18 protein-coding genes are annotated in these 24,740 nt (G+C 37.8%); 15 read left to right on the forward strand and 3 right to left on the reverse strand.

Features of this window, described 5'->3' with window-relative positions; translation table 11 throughout:
• Positions 1-20 precede the first annotated feature (20 nt).
• The 8 genes from ACZZZK_RS16695 (at position 21) to ACZZZK_RS16730 (ending at position 12,201) form a co-directional block, all read left to right on the forward strand.
• On the forward strand, positions 21-803 hold the full coding sequence (locus ACZZZK_RS16695; RefSeq protein ID WP_265799082.1) for a lytic transglycosylase domain-containing protein: 783 nt from the start codon (positions 21-23) through the stop codon (positions 801-803).
• Between the two features lie 308 nt (positions 804-1,111).
• Positions 1,112-2,155 carry a 2Fe-2S iron-sulfur cluster-binding protein gene (locus ACZZZK_RS16700; protein WP_463485120.1) on the forward strand — a complete coding sequence of 348 codons (1,044 nt, stop codon included), beginning with the start codon at positions 1,112-1,114 and terminating at the stop codon, positions 2,153-2,155.
• Between the two features lie 759 nt (positions 2,156-2,914).
• On the forward strand, positions 2,915-3,823 hold the full coding sequence (locus ACZZZK_RS16705; RefSeq protein WP_463485121.1) for a hypothetical protein: 909 nt from the start codon (positions 2,915-2,917) through the stop codon (positions 3,821-3,823).
• 112 nt (positions 3,824-3,935) lie between these two features.
• Entirely contained in the window at positions 3,936-6,863 is a 2,928-nt protein-coding gene (gene uvrA / locus ACZZZK_RS16710) for an excinuclease ABC subunit UvrA (RefSeq protein WP_463485122.1), read from the forward strand.
• A 121-nt stretch (positions 6,864-6,984) separates the two neighbouring features.
• Entirely contained in the window at positions 6,985-7,752 is a 768-nt protein-coding gene (locus ACZZZK_RS16715; protein ID WP_463485123.1) for a TatD family hydrolase, read from the forward strand.
• A gap of 501 nt (positions 7,753-8,253) precedes the next feature.
• A complete protein-coding gene (locus ACZZZK_RS16720) occupies positions 8,254-9,273 on the forward strand; it encodes an asparaginase (protein ID WP_265799077.1) in 1,020 nt (339 codons plus the stop codon).
• A gap of 332 nt (positions 9,274-9,605) precedes the next feature.
• The gene (locus ACZZZK_RS16725; RefSeq protein ID WP_463485124.1) at positions 9,606-11,018 is read left to right on the forward strand and encodes an MBL fold metallo-hydrolase; all 1,413 of its coding nucleotides are present in this window, start codon (positions 9,606-9,608) and stop codon (positions 11,016-11,018) included.
• A 274-nt stretch (positions 11,019-11,292) separates the two neighbouring features.
• Positions 11,293-12,201 carry a YpdA family putative bacillithiol disulfide reductase gene (locus tag ACZZZK_RS16730; protein WP_463486299.1) on the forward strand — a complete coding sequence of 303 codons (909 nt, stop codon included), beginning with the start codon at positions 11,293-11,295 and terminating at the stop codon, positions 12,199-12,201.
• Here the strand turns inward: ACZZZK_RS16730 and ACZZZK_RS16735 are convergent.
• Together ACZZZK_RS16735 and ACZZZK_RS16740 are read right to left on the reverse strand one after the other, a co-directional pair.
• On the reverse strand, positions 12,198-13,010 hold the full coding sequence (locus ACZZZK_RS16735) for an alpha/beta hydrolase (protein WP_463485125.1): 813 nt from the start codon (positions 13,008-13,010) through the stop codon (positions 12,198-12,200). The two genes, ACZZZK_RS16730 and ACZZZK_RS16735, sit on opposite strands and share 4 nt — an antisense overlap.
• Positions 13,011-13,033: 23 nt before the next feature.
• Positions 13,034-14,065, reverse strand: a complete 1,032-nt coding sequence (locus ACZZZK_RS16740) for an alpha/beta hydrolase (protein WP_463485126.1) — start codon at positions 14,063-14,065, stop codon at positions 13,034-13,036.
• A 282-nt stretch (positions 14,066-14,347) separates the two neighbouring features.
• On the opposite strand from ACZZZK_RS16740, the gene ACZZZK_RS16745 reads away from it, so the two are divergent.
• The 4 genes from ACZZZK_RS16745 to ACZZZK_RS16760 all read left to right on the forward strand — a co-directional run bounded on the left by ACZZZK_RS16745 (position 14,348) and on the right by ACZZZK_RS16760 (position 18,878).
• A complete protein-coding gene (locus tag ACZZZK_RS16745) occupies positions 14,348-15,319 on the forward strand; it encodes a polyprenyl synthetase family protein (protein WP_463486300.1) in 972 nt (323 codons plus the stop codon).
• Positions 15,319-16,368, forward strand: a complete 1,050-nt coding sequence (locus tag ACZZZK_RS16750) for a TerC family protein (protein WP_463485127.1) — start codon at positions 15,319-15,321, stop codon at positions 16,366-16,368. Before ACZZZK_RS16745 ends, ACZZZK_RS16750 begins: the two co-directional genes overlap by 1 nt.
• 300 nt (positions 16,369-16,668) lie before the next feature.
• Positions 16,669-16,896, forward strand: coding sequence for a hypothetical protein (locus ACZZZK_RS16755; RefSeq protein WP_463485128.1), 228 nt, complete (start codon positions 16,669-16,671; stop codon positions 16,894-16,896).
• 533 nt (positions 16,897-17,429) lie between these two features.
• Positions 17,430-18,878 (forward strand): M20/M25/M40 family metallo-hydrolase, encoded by a 1,449-nt coding sequence (locus tag ACZZZK_RS16760; RefSeq protein WP_463485129.1) that lies wholly within the window; start codon positions 17,430-17,432, stop codon positions 18,876-18,878.
• Positions 18,879-19,025: 147 nt separating this feature from the next.
• Here the strand turns inward: ACZZZK_RS16760 and ACZZZK_RS16765 are convergent, their stop codons facing one another.
• The gene (locus ACZZZK_RS16765; RefSeq protein WP_463485130.1) at positions 19,026-19,454 is read right to left on the reverse strand and encodes a CBS domain-containing protein; all 429 of its coding nucleotides are present in this window, start codon (positions 19,452-19,454) and stop codon (positions 19,026-19,028) included.
• A 318-nt stretch (positions 19,455-19,772) separates the two neighbouring features.
• Between ACZZZK_RS16765 and ahcY the strand changes: the two genes are divergently transcribed.
• The 3 genes from ahcY (at position 19,773) to ACZZZK_RS16780 (ending at position 24,716) form a co-directional block, all read left to right on the forward strand.
• Positions 19,773-21,089 (forward strand): adenosylhomocysteinase, encoded by a 1,317-nt coding sequence (gene ahcY, locus ACZZZK_RS16770; RefSeq protein ID WP_463485131.1) that lies wholly within the window; start codon positions 19,773-19,775, stop codon positions 21,087-21,089.
• A gap of 342 nt (positions 21,090-21,431) precedes the next feature.
• On the forward strand, positions 21,432-21,767 hold the full coding sequence (locus ACZZZK_RS16775; protein ID WP_463485132.1) for a DUF6370 family protein: 336 nt from the start codon (positions 21,432-21,434) through the stop codon (positions 21,765-21,767).
• Positions 21,768-21,902: 135 nt separating this feature from the next.
• Positions 21,903-24,716, forward strand: coding sequence for a TonB-dependent receptor (locus tag ACZZZK_RS16780; protein ID WP_463485133.1), 2,814 nt, complete (start codon positions 21,903-21,905; stop codon positions 24,714-24,716).
• Positions 24,717-24,740 lie beyond the last annotated feature (24 nt).

Genomic DNA, 24,740 nt, shown 5'->3' on the forward strand with positions numbered 1-24,740 from the left:
TCACCAAAAAAAGGAGGAAGATGTTAAAGAAACACAGCGTACCATTTGCGGTAGTGGCAACACTATTTATCTTGGCAAAAGTGTTCACTTACCAAATGCCCTTAGTACCAAAAAGTCTTTCAAAAGAAGCAAATTTAAACACTACAATAACAAAAACTGACAGCGTAAAAGTTGTAGAGGTAGCCAAACCTCAGTCGTTAATGGCTCAGTTAAACTTCGCGGATGAAACCTTGCCATTAGGCGATAAAAAGGTAGAGAGAAAAATGAAAAAAATTCTTGCCGCACACAATTTCAAGCACATGCAAACAAATGTTTTGCATCAAAAAGCAGCCAAATGGTTCCCGGTAATTGAACCAATTCTTGCTGCTTACGGAATCCCTAATGATTTCAAGTATTTAGCTCTGGTTGAATCTGGAACGGCTATGGGTGTTTCGCCAAAAGGTGCTGCTGGTATTTGGCAATTTATGCCTGGTACAGCCCGTACTTACGGCCTAAAGGTAAACAGCAGTGTTGATGAACGCTATAATTTGCGAAAATCTACAGTTGCTGCCTGTAAATACATTAAAGAAATGTATAGAGGTTTAGAGAGCTGGACTTTAGTTGCTGCAGCCTATAACGTAGGCGATGGCCGCTTGCGTAAGCAGATCAATAATCAAAATCAAGACAATTATTACAAAATGAAGTTAAACCGCGAAACCGGTGGCTACGTTTATAAAGTAATTTCGATGAAGCAGATTATGGAACATCCGAAACGCTACGGATACAAAAAAGAGCGAGTATTATTGGCCTATAACGGCGAATAACATTATTAAGGTAAAAACAAAGCATTTGGTAAGGCGTCCGGATTTAATTCTGGACGCTTTTTTTATGCAGATGATTTCATCATTGGCCGCAGATTAACAGATATCTTTATTAAATAGACGATGAGCGTTCGTTTTGCCCAGTCTTCCAGCTTTAGTTTCTGTGCTTTTAAATTTCATCCAGTTGTTTTTGGTCACACATTTTCAGTTTTCCTTTTTTATATGGTGATGGGAGATCTTGGACTCTTCTTAGGGTATTAATCTTTGCTCCTTGTTCTTTAATCCTTGTTCCTTTATCTTTGATCCTAACTATGTTCAAACTTCGCATTAACAATATCATCAATCAACCCGGAGATAACATTACATTCCAATTTGAGGATGTAGAAGGCAATTATCCAAAATATCTTGCTGGTCAGTTTGTGTCCTTGATTTTTGAAGGTAAAAACAGAGAAGTGCGTCGGTCGTATTCATTTAACAGCTCACCAGATGTAGATGAGCCGCTTGCGATTACCGTTAAGCGGGTAGAGAATGGAGAGATTTCCAGGTTTTTGCACCATAAAACAGCGCTTAATGATATTCTTTATGCACAAGAACCCCAGGGTTTGTTTAGTTATTTGCCTGAGGAGCAATTAAAAAGAGATCTGTTTCTTTTTGCAGCCGGAGTTGGCATTACGCCGCTTTTCTCCATTTTAAAAACCGCTTTGGTAAGAGAGAAATATTCCTTGATCACTTTAATATATAGTAACCGATCAAAAGAAGATGCGCTGTTTTACGATGAACTTAACGAGTGGCAGCAAAAATATCCCGAAAGATTAAAAATTGTTTGGGTATTTAGCAATAGCAAAAACCTGATGACTGCCCGTTTGAACAAATTTTATATCGAAAAGTTACTCAAAGAACATTTGCACTTCAAAAGAGAGGATGCTTTATTCTATACTTGCGGGCCAATTATTTATATGGATTTGTGTAGAATTACTTTGTTAGGGATGGGTTTTGATATCAAGCAGATTAAAAGAGAAACTTTTGTATTGCCAGAAGATGAAGTTGATGAAGATGATAGTACGGAGAAAGTGGTTGATAAAAATAGCTACTCTGTAATTTTATGTTTTCAGGGTACACGTTACAACCTCGATATTCCATGGCCAAAGCGAATTTTAGATGTGGCACTGGAGAATAAAATTAAACTTCCTTACAGTTGTCGCGGCGGTGTTTGCAGTACTTGCGTAGCCAACTGTACTAAAGGCAATGTCCGGATGGATTACAACGAAGTGCTAACTGATGAAGAGATTGAGCGGGGTAGGGTTTTGGTGTGTACCGGTCGCCCGACAGAAAATGGAACGACGATTGAGTGGTAAAGGATGAGACTTTGTTAATGTAACGTTATAATGCTTGGAGATGTGGGAGTGAGTGAAATTACTAGAAGCATGGAGAGCTTGAAGAAAAGATTTTCGGACTTTATCAAATCATTGTTACCTACAGTTTTATTACGCTGTTTAGTTTTTTCTTGCAAGAAATAGTAGTCCGAATGTCAGAGGTGCAATTATAAAATATAAAATTCCTGAGATGTATGTCCAATTATGATACTTGGAGATTGTCCTTGTCAGCCGATGTCTATAAGCAATTAGCCCCATAAAAATTGGTGCTACAAGAGTTAAATACAAACTCCCTACAGAAGCCATTCCTGACCATTTCCAAAGTAATGTCGTAAGTACAACAAGTAAAAGTCCTCCATAAGTTACAAAAACCATAAGTAGTTCTGGTATCGGGGCATTCAATATCTCTTCATTTTTTATCTGCCTAATTAGCATCAAAAAATATAAAAGTCCTATCAACGGGAGAATGACATGGATTACCAGCACTATAATTATCTCCTTAGTTGTCATTGGTTATAGTCAGCTTGTTGGTAAAGTTGCAGTCAACCGCTAGCTTTACGCAACCCATTTCGTTTTAAACATCTTTAAGCGAATATAAGAGTTTGGCTCAACTATTAACTCCTTTAAAACCCGTTGCCCAAAAACCAAGAGTCAAAAACCGACGTTTATTGATTGATGAAAAAACATTTTCTTTATTTTATTTTTTTTAATCTTTCCTGCCTATTTGCTTTTGCGCAAAGTATGGATAAAGATTCACTCTCCATCAAAAGAGAAGTTGCAAATAAACAATACGTAAATCTATACAAAGAAAACGCCGATTTTTCCTATACTTCTCCTGCAGGCGAACTCGGTGCGCCATCAAAATATGTAATCAATGGCAGGTTAACTACAACTTATATGCTTTTGGGCAGTTATAAATCACCAATAGCGTTCGCAATTATTCCCGATTTTACCGTAAGGGTTAGAAATGAATTTTCTGCTGGCGTTCGAACGCCGAGTTATCGTTTAGGTTTTGCTGCATATGCTCGCTTAAATACCAATCCTGAAAATTACAAGTATGCAGAGATGGCGTTTACGCACCATTCTAATGGGCAGGACCAAGAGGCGATTAATCCGGATGGAACGGTCAACACCCTTACGGGGAATTTTAATGCCAACTATTTAACCGCATCATATCGATTTGGTCATCTTATTCCAGGCCGCACCGATGAAAATTATTATTCCGTTAATCATCGTGTAGGCTTGCAATGGCATAAATTCTTTAGATATGAACCTGCCCTGGATTTGGGTTTTGGCTTTACAAGGATCGTCTATAATTTCTCCTTGAGAAAATACGATGATATTGAAAAAAAAGCCAGAAACAAAGCGAATGTTAAAACCGAGAAGGAAACCTGGCGTTTAAATAGTGAGATTTCTTACGCAGTGAATAAAATTCCATCGAAAAATCTAATGAATTTACAGAAGCGGTTAAATGCTGAAGTTAACTTCAATTACAGTTTTCCGTTTATGAATAACGTGTTTCTGATGGCTGCAGTTGGTTATTATGGAGAAGATAATTATAACATTTACTTCCAGGATCACTATGGCTATTTGCGTTTCGGTTTTTCGTCAGGTTTTCTGCGAAACAGGAGTAAACATTATGACAATTAATCCTTAATACAGATTGGTTTAGACTTTCTTTTTGATAAAATTTTTAGCATTTTTGCGGATTGAAATTTAGTGTGTTTTCAGCCTGAATTTCATCCCAACTTTTGAACAAAATATGAGCAATAAATCTGTCGACCTCGGCGAGCAAAAAGATGTAGAAGTATATGGTGCGAGGGTACATAATTTAAAAAATATAGATGTAAGTTTCCCCCGAAACCAACTGGTAGTGATTACCGGTTTAAGTGGAAGTGGGAAATCATCCTTAGCTTTTGATACCATTTACGCAGAAGGCCAGCGCCGCTACATGGAAACATTTAGTGCTTACAGCCGACAGTTTATGGGGGGGATGGAGCGCCCTGATGTAGACAAGGTATCTGGTTTAAGTCCGGTAATTGCCATTGAACAAAAAACCACCAGTAAGAATCCACGCTCTACCGTTGGAACCATCACTGAGATTTATGATTTTATGCGTTTGCTTTACGCCCGTGTAGCCGATGCTTACTCGTACAATACAGGTGAGAAAATGGAACGCATGAGCGAAGATCAGATTCTGCAAAACATCTTCAATAAATTTGATGGGAGTGCTATAAACATTCTGGCGCCTGTAGTTAAGGGTAGAAAAGGCCATTATCGTGAGCTTTTTGAACAAATCCGTAAACAAGGTTATGTTAAAGTTCGCGTTGATGGAGAAATCAAAGATATTACGGCCAAAATGCAGGTCGATCGTTATAAAATCCACGATATTGAAGTGGTTATTGATCGTTTAATTGTTGATGATAAAGACAAGAAGCGTCTTTTGGATTCGGTTCAAACGGCCATGAAAATGGGTAAAGGCGTCATCAAAATCAGTGATAAGGATAATAATGTCGCTCACTTCAGTAAATTCCTGATGTGCCCAACTACCGGTATTTCTTACGATGAGCCTCAGCCAAATAGTTTTTCGTTTAACTCACCTTATGGTGCTTGCGAACGTTGTGATGGTTTGGGATATATCTTCGTTGTGGATAAGGAATCGGTTATGCCGAATCCAAAATTGAGCATCTTAAATGGTGGTTTGGCTCCACTTGGCGAATATCGCGATATCTGGATGTTCCAGGTATTAAAAGCTTTGGCAAAAAAATACAGTTTCTCTTTATCTACACCGATTGATAAATTGAGTGATGAGGTGATCAATATTATTTTAAATGGTTCTCATGATCTGATCAAAGTTGAAGTAGAATATAACAAATGGAATGTTCAGAATTATAACATCACTTTCGATGGTATAATTAAAATGTTAGAGGAGCAGAACGAGAAGCGAAGCGAATCTGCATCTGATGATATGGATGCTTTTCGGAAATTGAAAACTTGTCCGGAGTGCCATGGTGCTCGTTTGAAAAAGGAAAGTTTACATTTCAAGGTTGATGGCAAAAATATTTTTGAGCTTGCTTCGATGGATATCAATAATCTTCATGCCTGGTTTGAGCATGTTGATGACCGGCTTTCTGATCGCCAGCATATTATCGCAAAAGAAATTTTAAAAGAGATAAAAGCGAGGATTGGTTTCTTAACCGATGTTGGTCTAACTTATCTAACGTTAGATCGTACTGCCCGTACGCTTTCTGGTGGAGAAGCACAACGGATCCGTTTGGCTACTCAAATCGGTTCGCAACTAATGAATGTAATGTACATTCTGGATGAGCCAAGTATCGGTTTACACCAGCGAGATAACGAGCGCCTGATTAATGCGTTAAAAAATCTCCGTGATTTAGGTAATACCGTTTTGGTTGTTGAACACGATAAGGATATGATTTTGGAAGCCGATTGGGTGATTGATGTTGGGCCAGGAGCAGGGATTCATGGCGGAACAGTAGTTGCTGAAGGAACTGCGAAAGAAATTTTAAAATCGAAAACCTTAACCGCGGCATACTTAAATGGCGAGAAAAAGATAGAAACGCCGAAGGTTCGTAGAAAAGGGAATGGACACAAACTTTCCATCATTAAAGCTACAGGTCATAACCTGAAAGAAGTTTCTGTAGATTTTCCTTTAGGCAAATTTATTGCGGTAACTGGGGTTTCAGGATCAGGGAAGTCGAGTTTGATTACAGAAACGCTGTATCCAATTTTAAATCACCATTTTTTTAGAGCGAAGAAAACACCGCTTCCTTACGAAAAAATTACTGGTTTAAAAGAAATAGATAAGGTGATTGAAATTGATCAGGCTCCAATCGGGAGAACGCCACGTTCAAATCCATCAACATATACGGGTGTTTTTTCTGATATCAGAAATCTATTTGTACAACTTCCTGAAGCGAAAATTCGGGGTTATAAACCTGGCCGTTTCTCTTTTAATGTAAAAGGAGGAAGATGCGAAACTTGCCAGGGCGCTGGATTGAAGGTAATAGAGATGAACTTTTTACCAGACGTTCAGGTTCCTTGCGAAGAATGCGGTGGAAAGCGCTACAATAGAGAAACTTTAGAAGTTCGTTTCCGTGGAAAATCTATTAGTGATGTGCTGGACATGAGTATAGAAGACGCCTGCGTGTTTTTCGAAAATATTCCGATCATTTATCGTAAGATCAAAACCCTTAAGGATGTTGGCTTAGGTTATATCACTTTAGGACAATCATCGGTTACTTTATCTGGTGGTGAAGCACAGCGGGTTAAGTTGGCTACTGAACTTTCGAAGAAAGACACCGGAAAAACCTTTTATATTTTAGATGAACCTACTACAGGACTTCACTTTGAAGATATCAATGTGCTTTTGGGAGTTCTGCAGGAGCTTGTAGATAAAGGAAATACCATTTTAGTGATTGAGCACAACCTGGATGTAGTTAAGGTGGCCGATTGGGTAATTGATTTGGGAGAAGAAGGCGGAGCCGGAGGGGGAAGAATTCTTTTCGAGGGTACGCCCGAAGGTTTGATCCAAAACCCAATTAGCTTGACCGGAAAATTTTTGAAAAAGGAAATGGAGTGGGAGTTTAGTCATCAGTCTGAAGTCGTGAGTCAAAAGTCCGAAGTCAAAAAAGAGAAGGTCATCAAAAAAGTTAAGCAAAAAGATTAGGCTTTCATCCTTGCGAGGCACGGATCAATCTTATGACATAAGGTTGCCAATAGGGGATTAGGATTGCTTCGTTCCTCGCAATGACGGCCAGTTCATACATCATCCATTTTACACTAAAGAAATGATTTTTACCGATACCCATACCCATTTATATTATGAGCAAGATGCTGAAAAGCAAAGCCAGTTAATGGAACGTTGCTTTGAAAATGATGTAAATAGACTTTTTCTTCCCAATGTTGATGTCAAATCGATTGCAATGATTGATGATTTGGTAAGCAAATATCCAGAGAATTGTTTTGCAATGGCTGGTCTTCATCCATGTGATGTGAAGGAAGATTATCTGTCAGTTTTAGATGAAATTTACCAAAGCATTGCTGGCAGAAAAATTTATGCCATTGGTGAAATAGGAATTGATTTATATTGGGATAAAACCACATTAACTATTCAGCAAGACGCCTTCCGCAAACAAATTGCTTGGGCAAAAAAACTCGGCTTACCAATCGTAATTCACTGTCGTGAGGCTTTCGATGAAGTTTTTGAGGTATTAGAAAGCGAGCGTGACGAAAAGCTGCGGGGAATATTTCATTGCTTTACCGGCAATTTAGCTCAAGCTAAACAAGCCATCGATTTAAATTTCTATTTAGGCATTGGAGGCGTAGTAACCTATAAAAAAGCAGGACTAGATCTTGTTTTGTCGGAAATTCCTTTGGAAAATTTAGTTCTTGAAACTGATTCACCATATTTAGCGCCTGTTCCTTTTCGTGGAAAACCAAATGAAAGCAGTTATCTAATTTACATTGCTCAAAAATTAGCTGATATTTATGGTGTTTCGGTGGAAGCGATCGCCGATGTAACTACTGAAAATTCAAAAAAGATTTTTGGTGTTTAAATCACGGTAGTTTCTGCGTAAATCACCTTAATCTGCGGGAGATTTTCGTTTCTAATTGAGTCGATTTGATTTTTCCCGCTGATGCCGCAAATTTCGCAGATTTTTTGCCATGGATCGCTTCGATTGTTGATTTTTTTCTCAGCTTATACTGATTTTTCCTTTCTTCGTTTTTAGCATAACCATTAAGATCCTGAAATAAATTCAGGTTGACGATCGCTCATGCGGATCGTTCATCCCGAGTTCTTCCTGTAGATCGTTCATTCAAACAATTCAGTTTAGCCACCTTCTCAATCTCAATTCCGACCAGTATCAGCGCAAAACTATCACTCAATTATATTCGTTGTATTAACAGTTATAATTAATATTTCATTTTTGTTTAGCTATATAATCAATCTCATAAATAAAATGCCAAATTCGCCTAAATAATTATCAATATTAAAAATAACTATTTTCATCTCTAAATTTTTAGTTTCTTTGCGTTGAGCAACCAAAACCAACCAAATGACAAAGATTCTAATAATTTATACCGGTGGTACCATCGGTATGGTAAACGATCCCGTAAACGGAATGTTAATTCCTTTCAATTTCGAACAGATTAAAGAAAATGTTCCGGAATTAAGTCGTTTAGATTATCATTTAGATGTTCACTCGTTCACTCCTGTATTAGATTCTTCTAACATGGATCCAGAGATTTGGAAAACTTTGGCAGAGTTGATTAACACCAAATATGATCTTTATGACGGCTTTGTTATTTTGCATGGCTCAGATACCATGGCTTTTACGGCCTCGGCGCTCAGTTTTATGCTCGAAAATTTAGGTAAAGCTGTTGTTTTAACAGGTTCTCAGCTGCCCATCGGCGAAATCAGGACAGATGCAAAGGAAAATCTCATCACTGCGTTGGAAATCGCAGCGACAAAAGAGGATGGAAAATCACTGTTTCCGGAAGTTTGCATTTATTTCGACGCTCAGTTATTCAGAGGTAATCGTTCTATAAAATACAATAGCGAAAAGTTTGAGGCTTTCCGTTCACCAAATTATCCTGTTTTGGCCGAAGCTGGTGTGCATTTGCAATTCAACACCAATTATGTAATGAAAGCGCCAGATGGGAAACTTAAACTCAATACCAACTTTAATTCTAACATCGGTGTGTTAAAGTTATATCCAGGCATAACGCCTCAGGCTGTGTCAGCGATTACCGATTCTAAAGTCGACGCCATCATTTTAGAAGCTTTTGGATCTGGCAATACCACTACTGCCCAATGGTTTTTAGATAGTCTTCGCAAGGCTATTTTAAACGGTAAAATCATCATCGATATTTCTCAATGCAAAAAGGGATCGGTGCACTTAGGTAGGTACGAAACCAGTCGCGAGTTATTAAAAATGGGCATTATTAGTGGTTACGACCTTACTTTTGAAGCTGCGGTAACTAAACTAATGTATGTTTTAGGCCTCGGCTTACCTTTAGAAGAAAGCCGGAAGTTAATGGATGAATCATTACGTGGTGAATTAACAAAAGATTAATTATTGGTTTGAAAGGCAAATGCAGGTGCATTTTTTAAGGCAACTCCCGCTATCCGTTTAATCTTTTTGTCAATGTGTTCGCAACTCCCATCGGTTGAGCTACAAAAAGTATTTCACTACTATCGGGCTTAGGTGGCCAATTACTGCAAAAAAACATCAAACAAGGGTTCATCAAGAAATTCGGTAAGTAAAACTTCTGCAATTATGAGCACCATCATTTCGGTTGTTCGTATTTAGCACTATTTTTGTTAATAAATCCGTCATGCTGAACTTGATTCAGCATCTATTCAATAAGACCCTGAAATAGATTCAGGGTGACAAACAGATAAATCATGAAAATAGAACAAATATATACTGGGTGTTTGGCAGAGGCCGCTTATTACATTGAAAGTAACGGCGAAGCTGCGATTATAGATCCACTGAGAGAAGTTGGAACTTATTTGAAGAAAGCTGAGAAAGCTGGCGCAATAATTAAGTATATTTTTGAAACCCATTTTCATGCAGATTTTGTTTCTGGCCACGTGGATTTAGCCGATAAATCTGGCGCTAAAATTATCTACGGACCAACCGCCAAAACAGAATTTGAATCGCACATTGCTAAAGATGGCGAGAAGTTCCAAATAGGCGATTTAACCATTACGGCTTTGCATACGCCTGGTCATACCTTAGAATCGACCACTTATTTATTAACTGATGAGAATGGAAAAGATCATTGTATTTTTAGTGGCGATACGCTATTTATAGGAGATGTTGGTCGTCCGGATTTAGCGCAGAAAGGTAATTTAACCATGGAAGATTTAGCAGGAATGCTTTACGATTCTCTAAATGAAAAAATCAAGCCCTTAGCCGATGATGTGATAGTGTATCCTGCACATGGTGCGGGTTCTGCTTGCGGAAAAAGCATGAGCAAGGAAACTTTTGATACCTTAGGTCATCAAAAAGAAGTGAATTACGCACTTAAGGCACAAACCAAAGAACAATTTATATCAGAAGTTACGGATGGTATTATGCCTCCTCCACAGTATTTTGCTAAAAATGCTGCGATAAATAAAGGCGGTGTAGAAAGTATTGATGGCATTTATGAAAAAGGTTTAAATGCTTTAACGCCACAAGCTTTTGAAGATACCGCGAACCAAACCGGAGCAATTATGCTCGATACCCGCGACCCACAAGTCTTTGCAAAAGGATTTATTCCTAATGCCATTAACATCGGCCTGAATGGGCAGTTTGCCCCTTGGGTTGGCGCACTAATTACCGATTTAAATCAACCCATTTTGTTGATTACTGATGGAGGAAAAGAGGAGGAAACCATCACCCGCTTAACTCGTGTGGGTTATGACAGTACAATTGGATATCTGAATGGTGGTTTTGAACGGTGGACTGATGCCGGAAAAGAAATTGATACTATCGAAACCATTTCAGCAGAAATTTTTGAAAAAGCCGTAACAGAACAAGAAATAATCGCCCTTGATGTTCGTAAACCGGGTGAATATGAATCGGAACATTTGGAATTTACTTTAAGTCGCCCTTTGGATTTTATTAACGATTGGATGGGAGAGATTGACCCAAATAAAACTTATTATATTCATTGTGCGGGCGGTTACCGATCGATGATTGCGGCCTCTATTCTAAAATCTCGTGGCGTAGAGCATGTAATTGATATCGCTGGTGGTTACGGGGCTATTAAGAATACAGGTTTAAAAAGAACCGATTTTGCTTGCCCGAGTAAGGCGATGAAAGTTTAGCAGGAAGTGGAAAGTAGTGAATGGGAAATAGAAAATTTGGAAATAGAAAAACGCATATCTATTATTAATGCGGTTGATTAAAACATTTGATCAATACCTATTCGCAAATTTCTATTGAGAAGTAAATTGATGTAAGTACTTATCTATTTCCTATTCCCAATTTCCGTATAAATAAGCACTCTCCTATTCCAAATCTCTATTATCTTTTAAATCATTAAAATTGACAAAATCTACTCAATACGATATCATCATCATTGGCGCTGGGCCGATTGGAATGGCTTGTGCAATTGAAGCGCAGAAGGCTAATTTGAGCTACCTGATTATTGAAAAGGGTGCTTTAGTAAACAGCCTTTTTAATTATCCGGTTTTCATGACATTCTTTTCCACGTCTCAAAAGCTGGAGATTGGTGATACGCCCTTTGTTACCATCAACCCGAAACCAAATCGCAACGAAGCCGTTGAATATTATCGTAGAGTTGCTGAAAAGTTCGATTTAAAAATCAACCTTTTTGAAACAGTTAAACAGGTTTTGAAACAAGGTGAGGACTTTGAAGTTAGTACGACAAAGGCAAGTTATACTGCAAAAAATGTAGTGGTAGCTACAGGATTTTATGACGTTCCATTATTAATGAATATCCCTGGCGAAGATTTGCCCAAAGTGACTCATTATTACAAAGATCCGCATTTGTATGCTTTTCAAAATGTGGTAGTAGTTGGAGCAAACAATTCTGGCGTTGATGCTGCTTTAGAAACTTACCGTAAAGGGGCAAATGTTACAATGGTGGTTCGCAGCGGCGAAATGGGTCCTCACGTAAAATATTGGGTTCGTCCAGATATTGAAAACAGGATTAAAGAAGGAGCAATCACTGCTCATTTCCATTCAGAATTACTCGAAATTAGAGAAGGCGAAGTTGATATTAAAACGCCTGATGGTATTAAAACAATTGCCAATGATTTTGTAATCGCTATGACAGGTTACCAGCCAGATTTTTCGATGTTGAAAAGGTTCGGAATTGATTTGCCGGAAAGTCTTTGTCCGGTCTATAATGAAGAAACCATGGAAACCAATGTCAAAGGTCTCTATTTGGCCGGTGTGGTTTGTGGAGGATTGGATACACACAAACTCTTTATCGAAAATTCAAGAGTTCATGCCGAAATGATTATCCGCAATATCATCAATTAATTTGCGTTAGCATCAAATAAGAATTCCAGACCTTGATAGGCGCTGTTGTGCAAAATAGTGAGGTGACTCTCTTTTGGTAAAGGATTAAACTTCACTGATATTTTTTTATTCATACGAATCAAGTCAGCTAGGTTTTTAGCATCATCTTCCATCTTTTGGCCTTCTTTGCCAACAGCTATATAAACTTTTTTGCCATCAGTTTTATTTATTTCTGTTAATGGGTTGCGGAGCAACGATTCATTATTCCACCAAAGACTCGGACTTACAATCAGGTAATTGGAGAAAAGCTGCGGTTTCTTTAACAAAATTTCTGTAGCCAGTAATCCGCCTAGCGATTGCCCTATAATAGTTTTTGAGCTACTTGTAGTGTATTTAGAATGGATGAAGGGTTGTAGTTCCTTCTCAATAAAAGAGATGAATTTGCTTGAAAAACCTGTGGTTGGAAAATCCAGCAGATCTTTTTTAATAGTTGTTGGAAAGGTGAAGTCACGCTTCCTATCTACATTAGCAATACCAACAACAATGGTTGGAGGCATTTTCTCAATCATAGTTAAGAACTGAGCGAGGCCGGCGATGTGTATAAAGTCTTCATTCGCAGATCCATCTAAAAGATAAATTACAGGGCATGTTTTCAACGTATCTGCCGAATATCCAACCGGCAGATAAATATTTAATTTTCTGGTTTCATTTAAAATAGCCGAATGAATTTCTTCGATTGTACCAATTTCGAAAGATTGATTGGGCTTTGTGTTTTGTGCAGAAACACAATTCGCAGTAAAAAGAAAAAGGATTGAAAGAAGAAATCTCATTATTTTATGGCTTTAGGCGTCAATTATACGGGATTAATTTCTTCCTCAGCGATAGGTAAAGGATGTTTCAGCTGTAGTTTTAAAATATTTTCTACAAAATTATGAATAGCAGTTTCTACACTAGGTAAATCTTTTGAGGTAAGATACGAACCCAAAACATGATTTCCGGCTCCTGGAATGGCTATTTTCCGTTTCAAATGATCTGGTGTTCCTAACTCAGTAAACATTTTTAACATCGCATCTACGCGTACAACCGGATCTTGTTCTGTTAAGCTTTTGTAGTAATACAACATCAGCAAAGGTTGTTTTACTTTTTGGAAGGTACTTCTGGTCATCGTTCCTTCAATAAATTCCTGTAGTTCTACCAAAGATTCTATCCGGTAATTGGTGTACCAGTATTTTCGATATTCGTCAGTTCTACCCTCCACTTTTCTTTCGTCGCCTCCAACAACTTTTCTGGCAATTTGTAAGCCCCATGGATTATTTAACAACCAGGCATTTTTATCGTTTATGGCCACATTCGGAGAAAGTAAGATTAAACTATTAATCTCTGGGTAGGTTGCCGCTAATTTTAACGCAACCGTACCACCCGTAGAAGTGCCAACTAGAATTACCTTTTTTCCGAGTTTTTTACCGATGGCATAGGCCAGTTTACTGCTCTCCCACAATCGGTCAGCAGTAAAATTTTGCATAGGTGCAATGGTATCAATACCGTGATCGGCTAATCGTGATAGGTATAAATTGGCGCCAATCGCCTTCGCTAAATTTAGGTGAACCGGGTTTCCTTCAGTTTTTGATGCAGAAAATCCATGTAAATAAACTACTGCATATTCGGTTTGCTGCTGTGCGCCATTAGCCCAAATAATTTCTGCTTCATTGCCCGGTTTAATTTTATTGAGTTGCTCAATATTTTGAACATAGCCTTCCAGCTCGTTCAATTCCGGAACTTGTATTAACGCTGCGTTATACAATGGTTTTTTAGGTTTTGGGCCAAGCAAATAGCTGATCGCCAACAGTGCTGAAACCCCGAATAGAACTTTGTAACGCCTTTTCATTCTAACAAATTACTGCATTAAATGTAGCGGTTTAGCCGAAATAACAAAGAATATATTAAATAATGGTTTGGCTTTCGAGGGGATTTATTGCAGAGACTGATGTTGTTAAACCTGATCGGAGCGAACACGAATCCCAATTCTTCATTGGGAGAAGTAAAGCGGAGCGCAGGACTGAAGCAGTTTATGGCACTTCCGATGCTTTTCAAATCCTTAATATTAACGTTATTGATTCACTTTTTATGGGAAATTAGCTTAAGTTTGCAATCAAAATTTTTCGACTTAATGCCGGGAATCGATCAGATAAAAAAACCTATAGCAGCCGATATTAAAGCGTTTGAAAAAACCTTTAAAGATTCTATGCACAGCGATGCTCCATTGCTGGATAGGATTACCCATTATATTGTAAAGCAAAAGGGCAAACAAATGCGACCGATGTTTGTGTTTTTTGCAGCTAAACTGTGCGGCGGAATTACCGAATCTACCCATCGTGGTGCTGCTTTGGTGGAGCTTTTGCACACAGCTACACTTGTACATGATGATGTAGTTGATAATGCTTACGAGCGCCGGGGCTTTTTCTCCATCAATGCGTTATGGAAAAATAAAATTGCTGTTTTAGTCGGCGATTATTTATTGGCCAAAGGATTGCTACTTTCCGTAAACAATAACGAACACAGATTGTTACAAATTGTATCAGAAGCAGTAAAGCAAATGAGCGAGGGTGAATTGTTGCAGGTGGAAAAAGTGCGAAAGATGGATATTTCGGAAGAGTTGTATTTCGATGTGATTAGGCAGAAAACAGCTTCTTTAATTGCTTCCTGTTGTGCTGCAGGAGCAGCTTCTGCTGGTGCAAGTGATGAAATAATTGAAAAGATGCGCCTATTTGGTGAAAAAGTTGGAATTGCTTTTCAAATTAAAGATGACACTTTTGATTTTGGTACGGATGACGTAGGCAAGCCTTTAGGAATTGATATTAAAGAGAAAAAAGTGACTTTGCCACTAATATACGCGTTGAATAAGGCTGACAAAGCAGATAGAAAACGGATAATCAATCTGGTGAAAAATCATCAGGATGATCCGTTAAAGATTCAACAGATTATCGATTTTGTTAATGCACAACAAGGTGTTTATTATGCCAACCAAAAAATGCTGGAATACCAGAATGCTGCATTTGATATTTTGCATCAATTTGATGCAGGAGAAGCCAGAACTGGCTTAGAACAATTAGTACTTTACACTACCGAACGTAAAAAATAATGAGCAGCGAATTACTCTTCAGTTTAGGTTTCCTTTTATTTATTGTGCTGGTACTGGCTTTAGATTTGGGTCTTTTTAGCAAAAAGGAACATGTAATCAGCCTGAAACAGGCAGGTATCATGAGTGTTATCATGGTAGGTTTAGCCATCGGTTTTTACTTTCTTCTACTTACCGAAGGTCATCAGCTGCATGGAATAAGGGATTTTGCCCATTTACAGGAAATTGTAACCAAGCATCAACACCATATAACCTTAAATGCTAATGATTTCCAGGCCAGTCTCTCTACTTACAGGCAAAATTTAGGATTGGAATTTTTAACTGGTTATGTAATTGAGTATGCCTTATCTGTTGATAATATCTTTGTTATTGTATTGATATTTTCTGCATTTGCAGTGGAAGAAAAGTATTATCACCGCGTTTTATTCTGGGGTATCCTGGGCGCTATTATCATGCGTTTCATTTTTATCTTCGTTGGTGCAGCGTTGATCGCTAAGTTTGCATGGATCTTGTATCTGTTTGGTGCGTTTCTAGTTTTCACCGGTATAAAAATGTTCTTCAGCAAAGGAGAAGAAAAGATAGATCCAGAAAATCATCCGGTGGTGAAATGGGCCTCGAAAATATTCTCTATCCATCCAAAATACGAGGGCAAGAACTTTTTCGTCACCATTAACCATAAAAGATTCGTTACGCCATTATTTTTGGTCTTACTCATAGTAGAATTTACCGATTTATTATTTGCTGTCGATTCTATTCCCGCAATTTTTGCAGTAACTAAAGACCCTTATATTGTGTTTTTCTCCAATATTTTTGCCATTATGGGCTTGAGGTCAATGTTTTTCTTACTGGTTAACATTATCCATAAATTCCATTATCTAAAGGCTGGTTTGGCTGTTTTATTGGCATTTATTGGGGTAAAAATGTTGGGTCACGTTTATTTAGAGAAATTGGGTTTCACCACGCAACATTCATTAATTGTAATTTTGAGTATTCTGGTGATCAGTATTGTGGCATCACTGGTTTTCCCGAAGAAGAAAGCAGCGCATCAATAGTTTCCCCAGCGCTAAATCTTATATCCCCTTACATTTCTTATGGTATAGCTTATTCAGATCAAAAATGCAAGGTAATTAAGCGCATTGCTCTAAAGCTGAAATTTCGTGTGCGATTACAGAGGTTTGGGAAAGCAAAGGCGCTATTTCATTTTAACGGTAGTCCTGCTTTTCATTATAGCCCCGAGAAAATCGGGGGCTGCCATTTAAATCAGGTTTATATACCTGTTGTATTGAAACAGCGCCAATCCTCCGCTGATATCAACATCGAAAAATCCTAAGAATTATTCATTATATTTGATCATGCAAACATTTATAATTCAGACTGAAAGTACAGCACAAACCAAAGCAGTAAAAGATGCTTTGGATGCTTTGAATGTAAAAATGGAGCCAATAAAGGAAATTGACAATACCCCTTTACCAAGTCATATATCACAATTGCTTAATAAGTTTTTAACAGAAGCTGACAATGAAAATTTCGTTTTGCATGAAGATTTTATGGAGTACGTAAATACGAAATACGTAAAATAATTGGCTCGAAAAATCATTTGGACTCCCACAGCTAGAGAAACTTACATCTATATTCTTGAATATTTGGATGAATTTTGGGGCCAGAAATACGTAAATCATTTTATAGGCCGATCAAATAAAATTTTCAAATTAGTTTCGTTGAATCCTCAATTATTTGAAAATATTTATCAGGGAAAAGATGTGAGAAAAGGGATTCTTCATAAAAATTGTTCGTTTTTATATCGTTTTACTGAAGACCGAATTGAGTTGCTTGTTTTCTGGGCCCTTTCTGTAGAATGATGATTTATTTATTCCGCAAATGTTTGCAGAGTTAAGCACTTAAATCTGTGAAAATTCTATTAAATCTGCGGGAAATATTTTTCGCTAAAACCAATAATATTCATTTGTATTTGCACCATGGTCTCCCGCAGATCACGCTGATTTTCGCAGAATTTTAAGAGTAATCCACTAATCCATAAGCAAAATAAACGTTACAGCTTAATAGCTAACCGTAAAATTTGTACTTTCAACCCATCAATCAGCAAACCATATTCATGAAATACTTTTTATCAGCGGCACTTCTTTGTAGTGCTTTATTCGCAAATGCTCAAGATCAATTTGGAGGCGTTTTCGCGAAAATCAATACCGAAGTACAACAAAATTCCAAAGCATATCAAACACTTAAGTACGAAACTGAAAATATCGGTCACCGGTTAACGGGTTCAGCTAATGGAGCAAAGGCAGAGCAATATGCATACAACTTATTAAAATCTTACGGTTGCGAAGTAAAGTTCCAACCTTTTGAAGTGGAAAGTTGGGCGAGAGAAACAATCACTGTAGAAATTGGCGCAGACAAAAATAGCTTAGCTGCAGTTAAGGCCGTTACTTTGGCACATTCTCCTGTTAGTGCAAATATCACAGGAGAAATTGTTGATGCCGGAAATGGGTTGGAAAAGGATTACCAAACCAATCCTTCAAAATTTAAAGGGAAAATTGCTTTGATTTACCTTGGTGTTTTGCCAGGTTCTCCCGCCGGAACAAAATCATTGCACCGTTCAGAAAAAACTGCCATCGCTACTAAATATGGTGCCATTGGGGTAATTATCGTTAACACCGTAAAAGATGGTGTTTTGTTAACGGGCACAGCATCTGTTACAGGTAAACTTATTCCAATTCCTGCGGTTTGCATTGGCTTGGAAGATGGGATGGCACTCAAAGAAAAACTAAAAAGCAAAACGCAAATGGCGCATATTGGCATGATGAATTTTTCAGGTTTAATCAAGGCAAGAAATGTGATCGCTATTTTCAAAGGAACCGAAATACCAAAAGATAAAATTGTTGTTGGTGGGCATTTAGATAGCTGGGATTTAGCTACTGGAGCAATTGATAACGGGATCGGCTCGTTTGCCATTATGGATATGGCCCGTACCTTTAAAAAGTTAAACTTAAAAACGAAACGAACAGTGGAATTTGTGCTGTTTATGGGCGAAGAGCAGGGTTTACTAGGTTCTAAAGCCTATATTGATCAGGCTAAAGAAGATAAAAACCTTGGTCAAGTTAAGTTCATGCTGAATTACGACATGACCAATGATCCCAAAGGGTTTTCGACCTCTCGTGCTGAAATGAAAGATTTATTTACCGCTTGGGGCGCTGATATTGTAAAAATTGACACTGGCTTCAAGAATCTGTTCAATGCTGGCGCAGGTTTACATAGCGATCACCAACCATTCATGTTAGAAGGAATTCCGACAGGCGGTGGCTTTGGCGGAAAGTTGCCAAATAACTCCGGTCCTTTTTATCATTCTGATGGAGACTCTTTCAAACTGGTTGATGAGCAAGAACTAAAAAACACCGTTCGTTATAGTGCTATGCTAACTTATGCTTTAGCCAATACGCCCAAAATTCCAGTGGGTTTACAAGATGACGAAGAATTAAAAACGTTTCTAGAATCGCAAAACTTAAAGGAGCCGTTAACCATTGCTGGCGAATGGCGGTGGAAATAGTCTGACATAAAAGTTTAAGATTAAACCTATCATTCCGAACGAAGCGAGGCAAAAATGCTGAATTTAGCCGGTCGGAATGATAGGGTTTAAGTTTATGCTCGAGGCTTTCAGCTTTAAACTTTTCACCTTCAACTTTTCATTTTCTATTTATCCACTAATATAACTTTCCAACTGCGATATCGTTTGCTTTTGGTCGGCAATAATAAATTTTACCACATCGCCAATTGACATCATTCCTTTTACTTCGTTGTTTACAACAATAGGTAAGTGACGAATGTGCTTTTCCGTCATGAGTTGCATACAATGGTCAATGGAATCACTGGTATTAATGGTGATCGGATCAGCAGTCATTACTTCTTTGATTAGGGTGTCCTTCGAAGATTTACCCTGAAGGATGATCTTGCGGGCATAGTCGCGTTCTGTAAAAATACCGGTAAGTTTTTCGTTTTCCATCACCAGCATGGCACTTATGTTTTTCTCTGTCATTATTTTGAGCGCATCTAATACCGAAATATTCTCGGGTACTGATATCACTCTTGCTTGTTTCGTATCGAGAAGGTGTTTTACTGTTTTCATAATTGATTTATTTGGTTGAATCAATTTAAGAAATAATAAACTGAAAATCAAGGGTTTGTTTTGCATCATGCAGTTTTACAAAAGTGATACAGGTATTAGTAACCTAAACCCGGCAGAAACGGCAGCCTCCGATTTTTTTTATCGGAGCTACAGTGTATGGCGGGACTGAAATAGCCCAAAATACACTGAATTTGGTTTCCAAAATCTTTTTAAAAACACCCCTTTATTTTACATTCTATAAACCAGCTTGCTCTTTTAATTATTTGGCTTTCACAAAGCTATGCCGTAACTTTGTTCCACATTTAAAACAAATAAAATATGTCATCAGTAGAGACAACTTATATCCCTTACAAAGTTAAGGACATTTCACTGGCAGAATGGGGCCGTAAAGAAATCGAATTAGCCGAAGCAGAAATGCCAGGTTTAATGAGTTTACGTAAAGAATTCGGCCCAACGCAACCGTTAAAAGGTGCTCGTATTGCAGGCTGTCTGCATATGACGATTCAAACGGCTGTTCTAATTGAAACGTTAGTGGCTTTAGGTGCTGAAGTTACCTGGTCATCTTGCAATATTTTCTCAACACAAGATCATGCTGCTGCTGCAATTGCCGCTGCTGGTATTCAGGTTTATGCCTGGAAAGGTTTAAATGAAGAAGAATTCGACTGGTGTATTGAGCAAACTTTACACTTTGGTCCGGAGCAACAACCACTAAACATGATTTTGGATGATGGTGGCGATTTAACCAATATGGTTTTTGATAAATACCCAGAATTAATTGCTGGCATTAAAGGTTTATCAGAAGAAACAACCACTGGTGTTCACCGTTTATATGAAAGAATGAAAAACGGAACATTGCACTTGCCTGCAATTAACGTTAACGATTCTGTAACTAAATCTAAATTTGATAACAAATACGGATGTCGTGAATCATTAGTTGATGCAATTCGTCGTGCAACTGACGTGATGATGGCTGGTAAAGTAGCCGTTGTTTGCGGTTATGGCGATGTGGGTAAAGGTTCTGCAGAATCTTTAAGCTCACAAGGTGTACGTGTAATTGTAACTGAAATTGACCCGATTTGTGCTTTACAAGCTGCAATGGAAGGTTACGAAGTTAAAAAATTCGCTACTGCCGTTAAAGAAGCAGATATTATTGTCACTACAACTGGTAACCGTGATATTGTTCGTGGCGAGCATTTCTTAACTATGAAAGATAAAGCCATCGTTTGTAATATCGGTCACTTCGATAATGAAATTGATGTTGCCTGGTTAAATGAGAAATACGGTTCAACCAAAGTAGAAATCAAACCTCAGGTAGATAAATATACTATCGAAGGTAAAGATATCATCTTATTGGCCGAAGGTCGTTTGGTAAACTTAGGTTGCGCAACTGGTCACCCAAGTTTCGTAATGAGTAACTCATTTACCAACCAAACTTTAGCGCAATTAGAGCTTTGGACTAACACAGATAAATACGAAAACAAGGTTTACGTTTTACCTAAGTATTTAGATGAGAAAGTTGCTCGTTTACACTTAGAAAAAATCGGTGTAGAATTAGATGTTTTAGATCAACACCAGGCTGATTATATTGGCGTTCCGGTTGAAGGTCCATTCAAATCAGACGAATATCGTTACTAATCGCTCCTCGTCATTGCGAGGAACGAAGCAATCTCATTAATGAGCTGCTAAAAGGGATGTGCAATTTGCATATCCCTTTGTTGTTTTTTACCATGTCATCCTGAGCTTTTCGAAACATTTAAACTTCCGTGTTTTCTGTGTTTCCGTGGCAAAAAAAGACATCGAAAACGCTACTTCAGTACTTCTTCGGAAATATCAGTTCTGTTATTCCTGCCCGGGCAGGCTAGCGCTTTACTCCTCCCGATGAAATATCGGGATATGTGTTCGCTGCTACCAGGTTTATTTTACATAGACTTGTGATTCCTTTGCCAACAAAACCTACATTTGAAAAAAATAGACGTAATGAAAACTGTAGCTATCCTTTTGCTTTTTACACTATTCAGTTTCGGTTTAAAAGCCCAAACTGACTCTAAAAAACAGGCATCAAATCAATTGATCACTAACCAGGTGGTAGAAATTGCATGTGGCGAATGCCAGTTTAAAATGAAAGGTAAAGATTGTGAATTAGCCATTAGAATAAATGGCAAGTCTTATTTTGTTGATGGAAAAGGAATAGATGATTTTGGCGATGCGCATGGCGAACACGGTTTCTGTAACGCTGTAAGCAAAGCCGAAGTATCTGGTAAAATTGTAAATAACAGATTCAAAGCCACAAATATCAAATTGCTTACTAAGTAGGTTGATGTTGGGCTAACATTTTAACTGTTTTTATTAAAAATAAACCGTCGACTGTCACACTTTAATTTTTCTTGCGTCTTATATCTGAACATTGAGCCTAACTTCTCAATACGAAACAAAAAAACAAACTCAGATATGAAACCTTATTTATTGATTTTGCTATTCCTTTTATCTACGAAAGTCTTCGCACAGGAGAATACTATCATCACCGGAAAAACTATTGATAGTAAAACAAACTTAGCGCTTGAGTATGTCGGCATTATTTTGTCAAGCAAAATTGATTCAAATAAAAAAGTTGGCGTGGTTACCAACAAAGCAGGGGAGTTCCTTTTTAAAGATATTAGTAAGGGCGATTATACCTTGAAAATATCCGCAATGGGCTATAATCCAATTTTAAAAACCCTCACATTTTCAGGAAAGAATATTGATTTAGGGGTATTGAAAATGAAAGAAGATGCGATAGCTTTAAAAGATGTTTCGGTAGCAGGAAAATATGCCACGGCAACTGTGAAAAAAGATACCGTTCAGTTTAATGCCGATGCGTATAAAACGCAACCCAATGCTGCAGTTGAAGATTTGTTAAAAAAACTCCCTGGCGTAACCATTGATAAAGATGGTAGCATTTTAGTGCAAGGACAAAAAGTAACCCGATTAACCGTTGATGGAAAAGATTTTTTTGGTACCGACCCAAAGACAGCTACCAAAAATTTACCAGCCGATGTGATCGCAAAAGTTCAGTTGATAGATGCCAAAACCTTAGAGGCAAAAGCTACAGGGATTGATGATGGACAGCGGGAAAAAGTCCTCAACCTCACCATTAAAGAGGATAAAAAGAATGGGTGGTTCGGCAATGCCAATTTATCTGGCGGCACTACCGATCGGTATAGCGGCTATTTAAGCGCCAACCACTTCACTAAAAAAATGCAGTTCGCCATTTTAGGGATGAGCAATAATGTAAGTAATGCCAGTTTTCAATACGAAGATTTAAATAGTTTTACCAGTGGAAACATTGGTAACCTTTTTGCCCCTCCCGGAGGCGGAGGATTTTCCATCAACGTAAATAACGGACGAACAACCATTGGCGGTTCAGGTGTTTTTGATAATAGTGCCATTGGCGAAGTAACTACGCACAGTGGCGGATTAAACTTTAGTAACAGCTGGGGTGCGAAGGATAAATTGACTTTAAGTAGCAGCTACTTCACATATTTCAGCAAAGGTTTAGGTAATCGGTTTTCGAACGTTCAGGATATTAATCAAGATGATGTACTTAGAACTGACGAAGTTTCAAACCGCAATTCTGATAACCAAGCGCATCGATTCAATTTCAAAGTAGAATACCATCCAGATTCGCTTACCGATCTAACTTTTCGCTCAAATGCAATTCTTAATTACACCACCAATATCAATAATAGAAATTTCAATTCTGCTTTTGATCTCACTGGAAAAATTAATGAAGGTAGTCAGCTCCTGGACCAAAGAAATTCTACCCCTGCTTTTTTTGGAGAGCTTTCTGCCACAAGGCGATTAAAGAAAGGATCGATTATTATTGGTTTAAATGGTTCGCAAAATACTTTCAACTCCAATTGGCTAAATAAATCGCTAATAAACAATTATAGAGCGGGGGTTGTCGATGTAACCGATTTAAACCAGCAGGCAGAGCAGGAAAATAAGTCGCAAAACTATAGTGTTGCAGTAAATTACATTCGCCCAATTGTGGATAAAAAATTGAATAGCAATATAGCTTATATCCGCAACGAGGGTAAAGTAGATGCGCAGCAGTTAACTTTAAGTTACAATCCATTAAATAACACTTATGATGCTGTTGTTCCAGATTTTTCGAATACACTCGAGAACAAAACATGGACACAAACCGCCAGGCTAGGGCTCATTTATAACCGCACGGAATGGACTTACAATTTTGGTTTGGGATTTCAGGAAACAGGGTTAGATGCCTCAACTTTTAGCAGTTCTGGTGTAAACACTAATAATATAGATAAGAAATATTACAATATTTTGCCTCGATTAAACATTAGTTTCAGGAATAAGAATAAGCACACTTTACAGTTGAATTATAACGCCAACGTGAATCTTCCTTCGGTAAATGATTTGCAGCCTGTTCAAAATAACAGCAATCCGCTTTATCAAAGGATAGGTAATCCAGAGTTGGAGGCCAGAAAAAGTCACCGCATGTCAGTTAATTTTAATACGTTCAGTGCCGACAATAATAAATACTGGAATGGTTACTTTTTAGTGAATTATGCCCTGGATGATGTTGGGAACAGCATTAATTATGTAGATGGTGTACAATATGTTCAGCCCGTTAATGTAGATGGTAACTATTACATCAATACCGGTACTTATTTTGGGCAGCCAACTAAGTTAAAGGGACTAAGAATGGGGTATGGAGTCAATCTGTCACTTTCGCACAACACTTCATTTATTAACCAGGAAAGAAATATTACCAATCGATATAATTTTGGACCGAATGCAAACTTTAGCTATGATATTGATGATAAATTAAACGCCGGAATTTATATTGGAGTCCAGTATAGCAAGGTAAATAATTCGCAGCCAAGTGCGCTGGATAATAAATATTTTAATTTCTCAAATAGTGCTAGCCTAAGCTATGAGTTTATTAAAAATACGAGGATCAATACAGAACTAAACCACAATGGGGCTGCCGGTAGAGCCGATGGCTTTAATAACAATGTATTTCTGCTCAATGCTGGTTTAGATCAATATTTTATGCAGCGCAGAATAACACTAAGCTTAAAAGGATTTGATATTTTAAATCAAAATACCAATATCGATAGAACTGTAAATGGCAGTAGGATAGAAGACATTCGTTTTAATTCGATCACCAGATATTTTTATGTTTCGTTGAATTATAAGATTACAAAAGTTGGCTCTAAAAGTGAGAAAAGTAATCCGAGAAGTACGGTGAATTAGGAAGTAAATAGATTTAATCCGCAA

The organism is Pedobacter sp. AC163 (assembly GCF_979258665.1).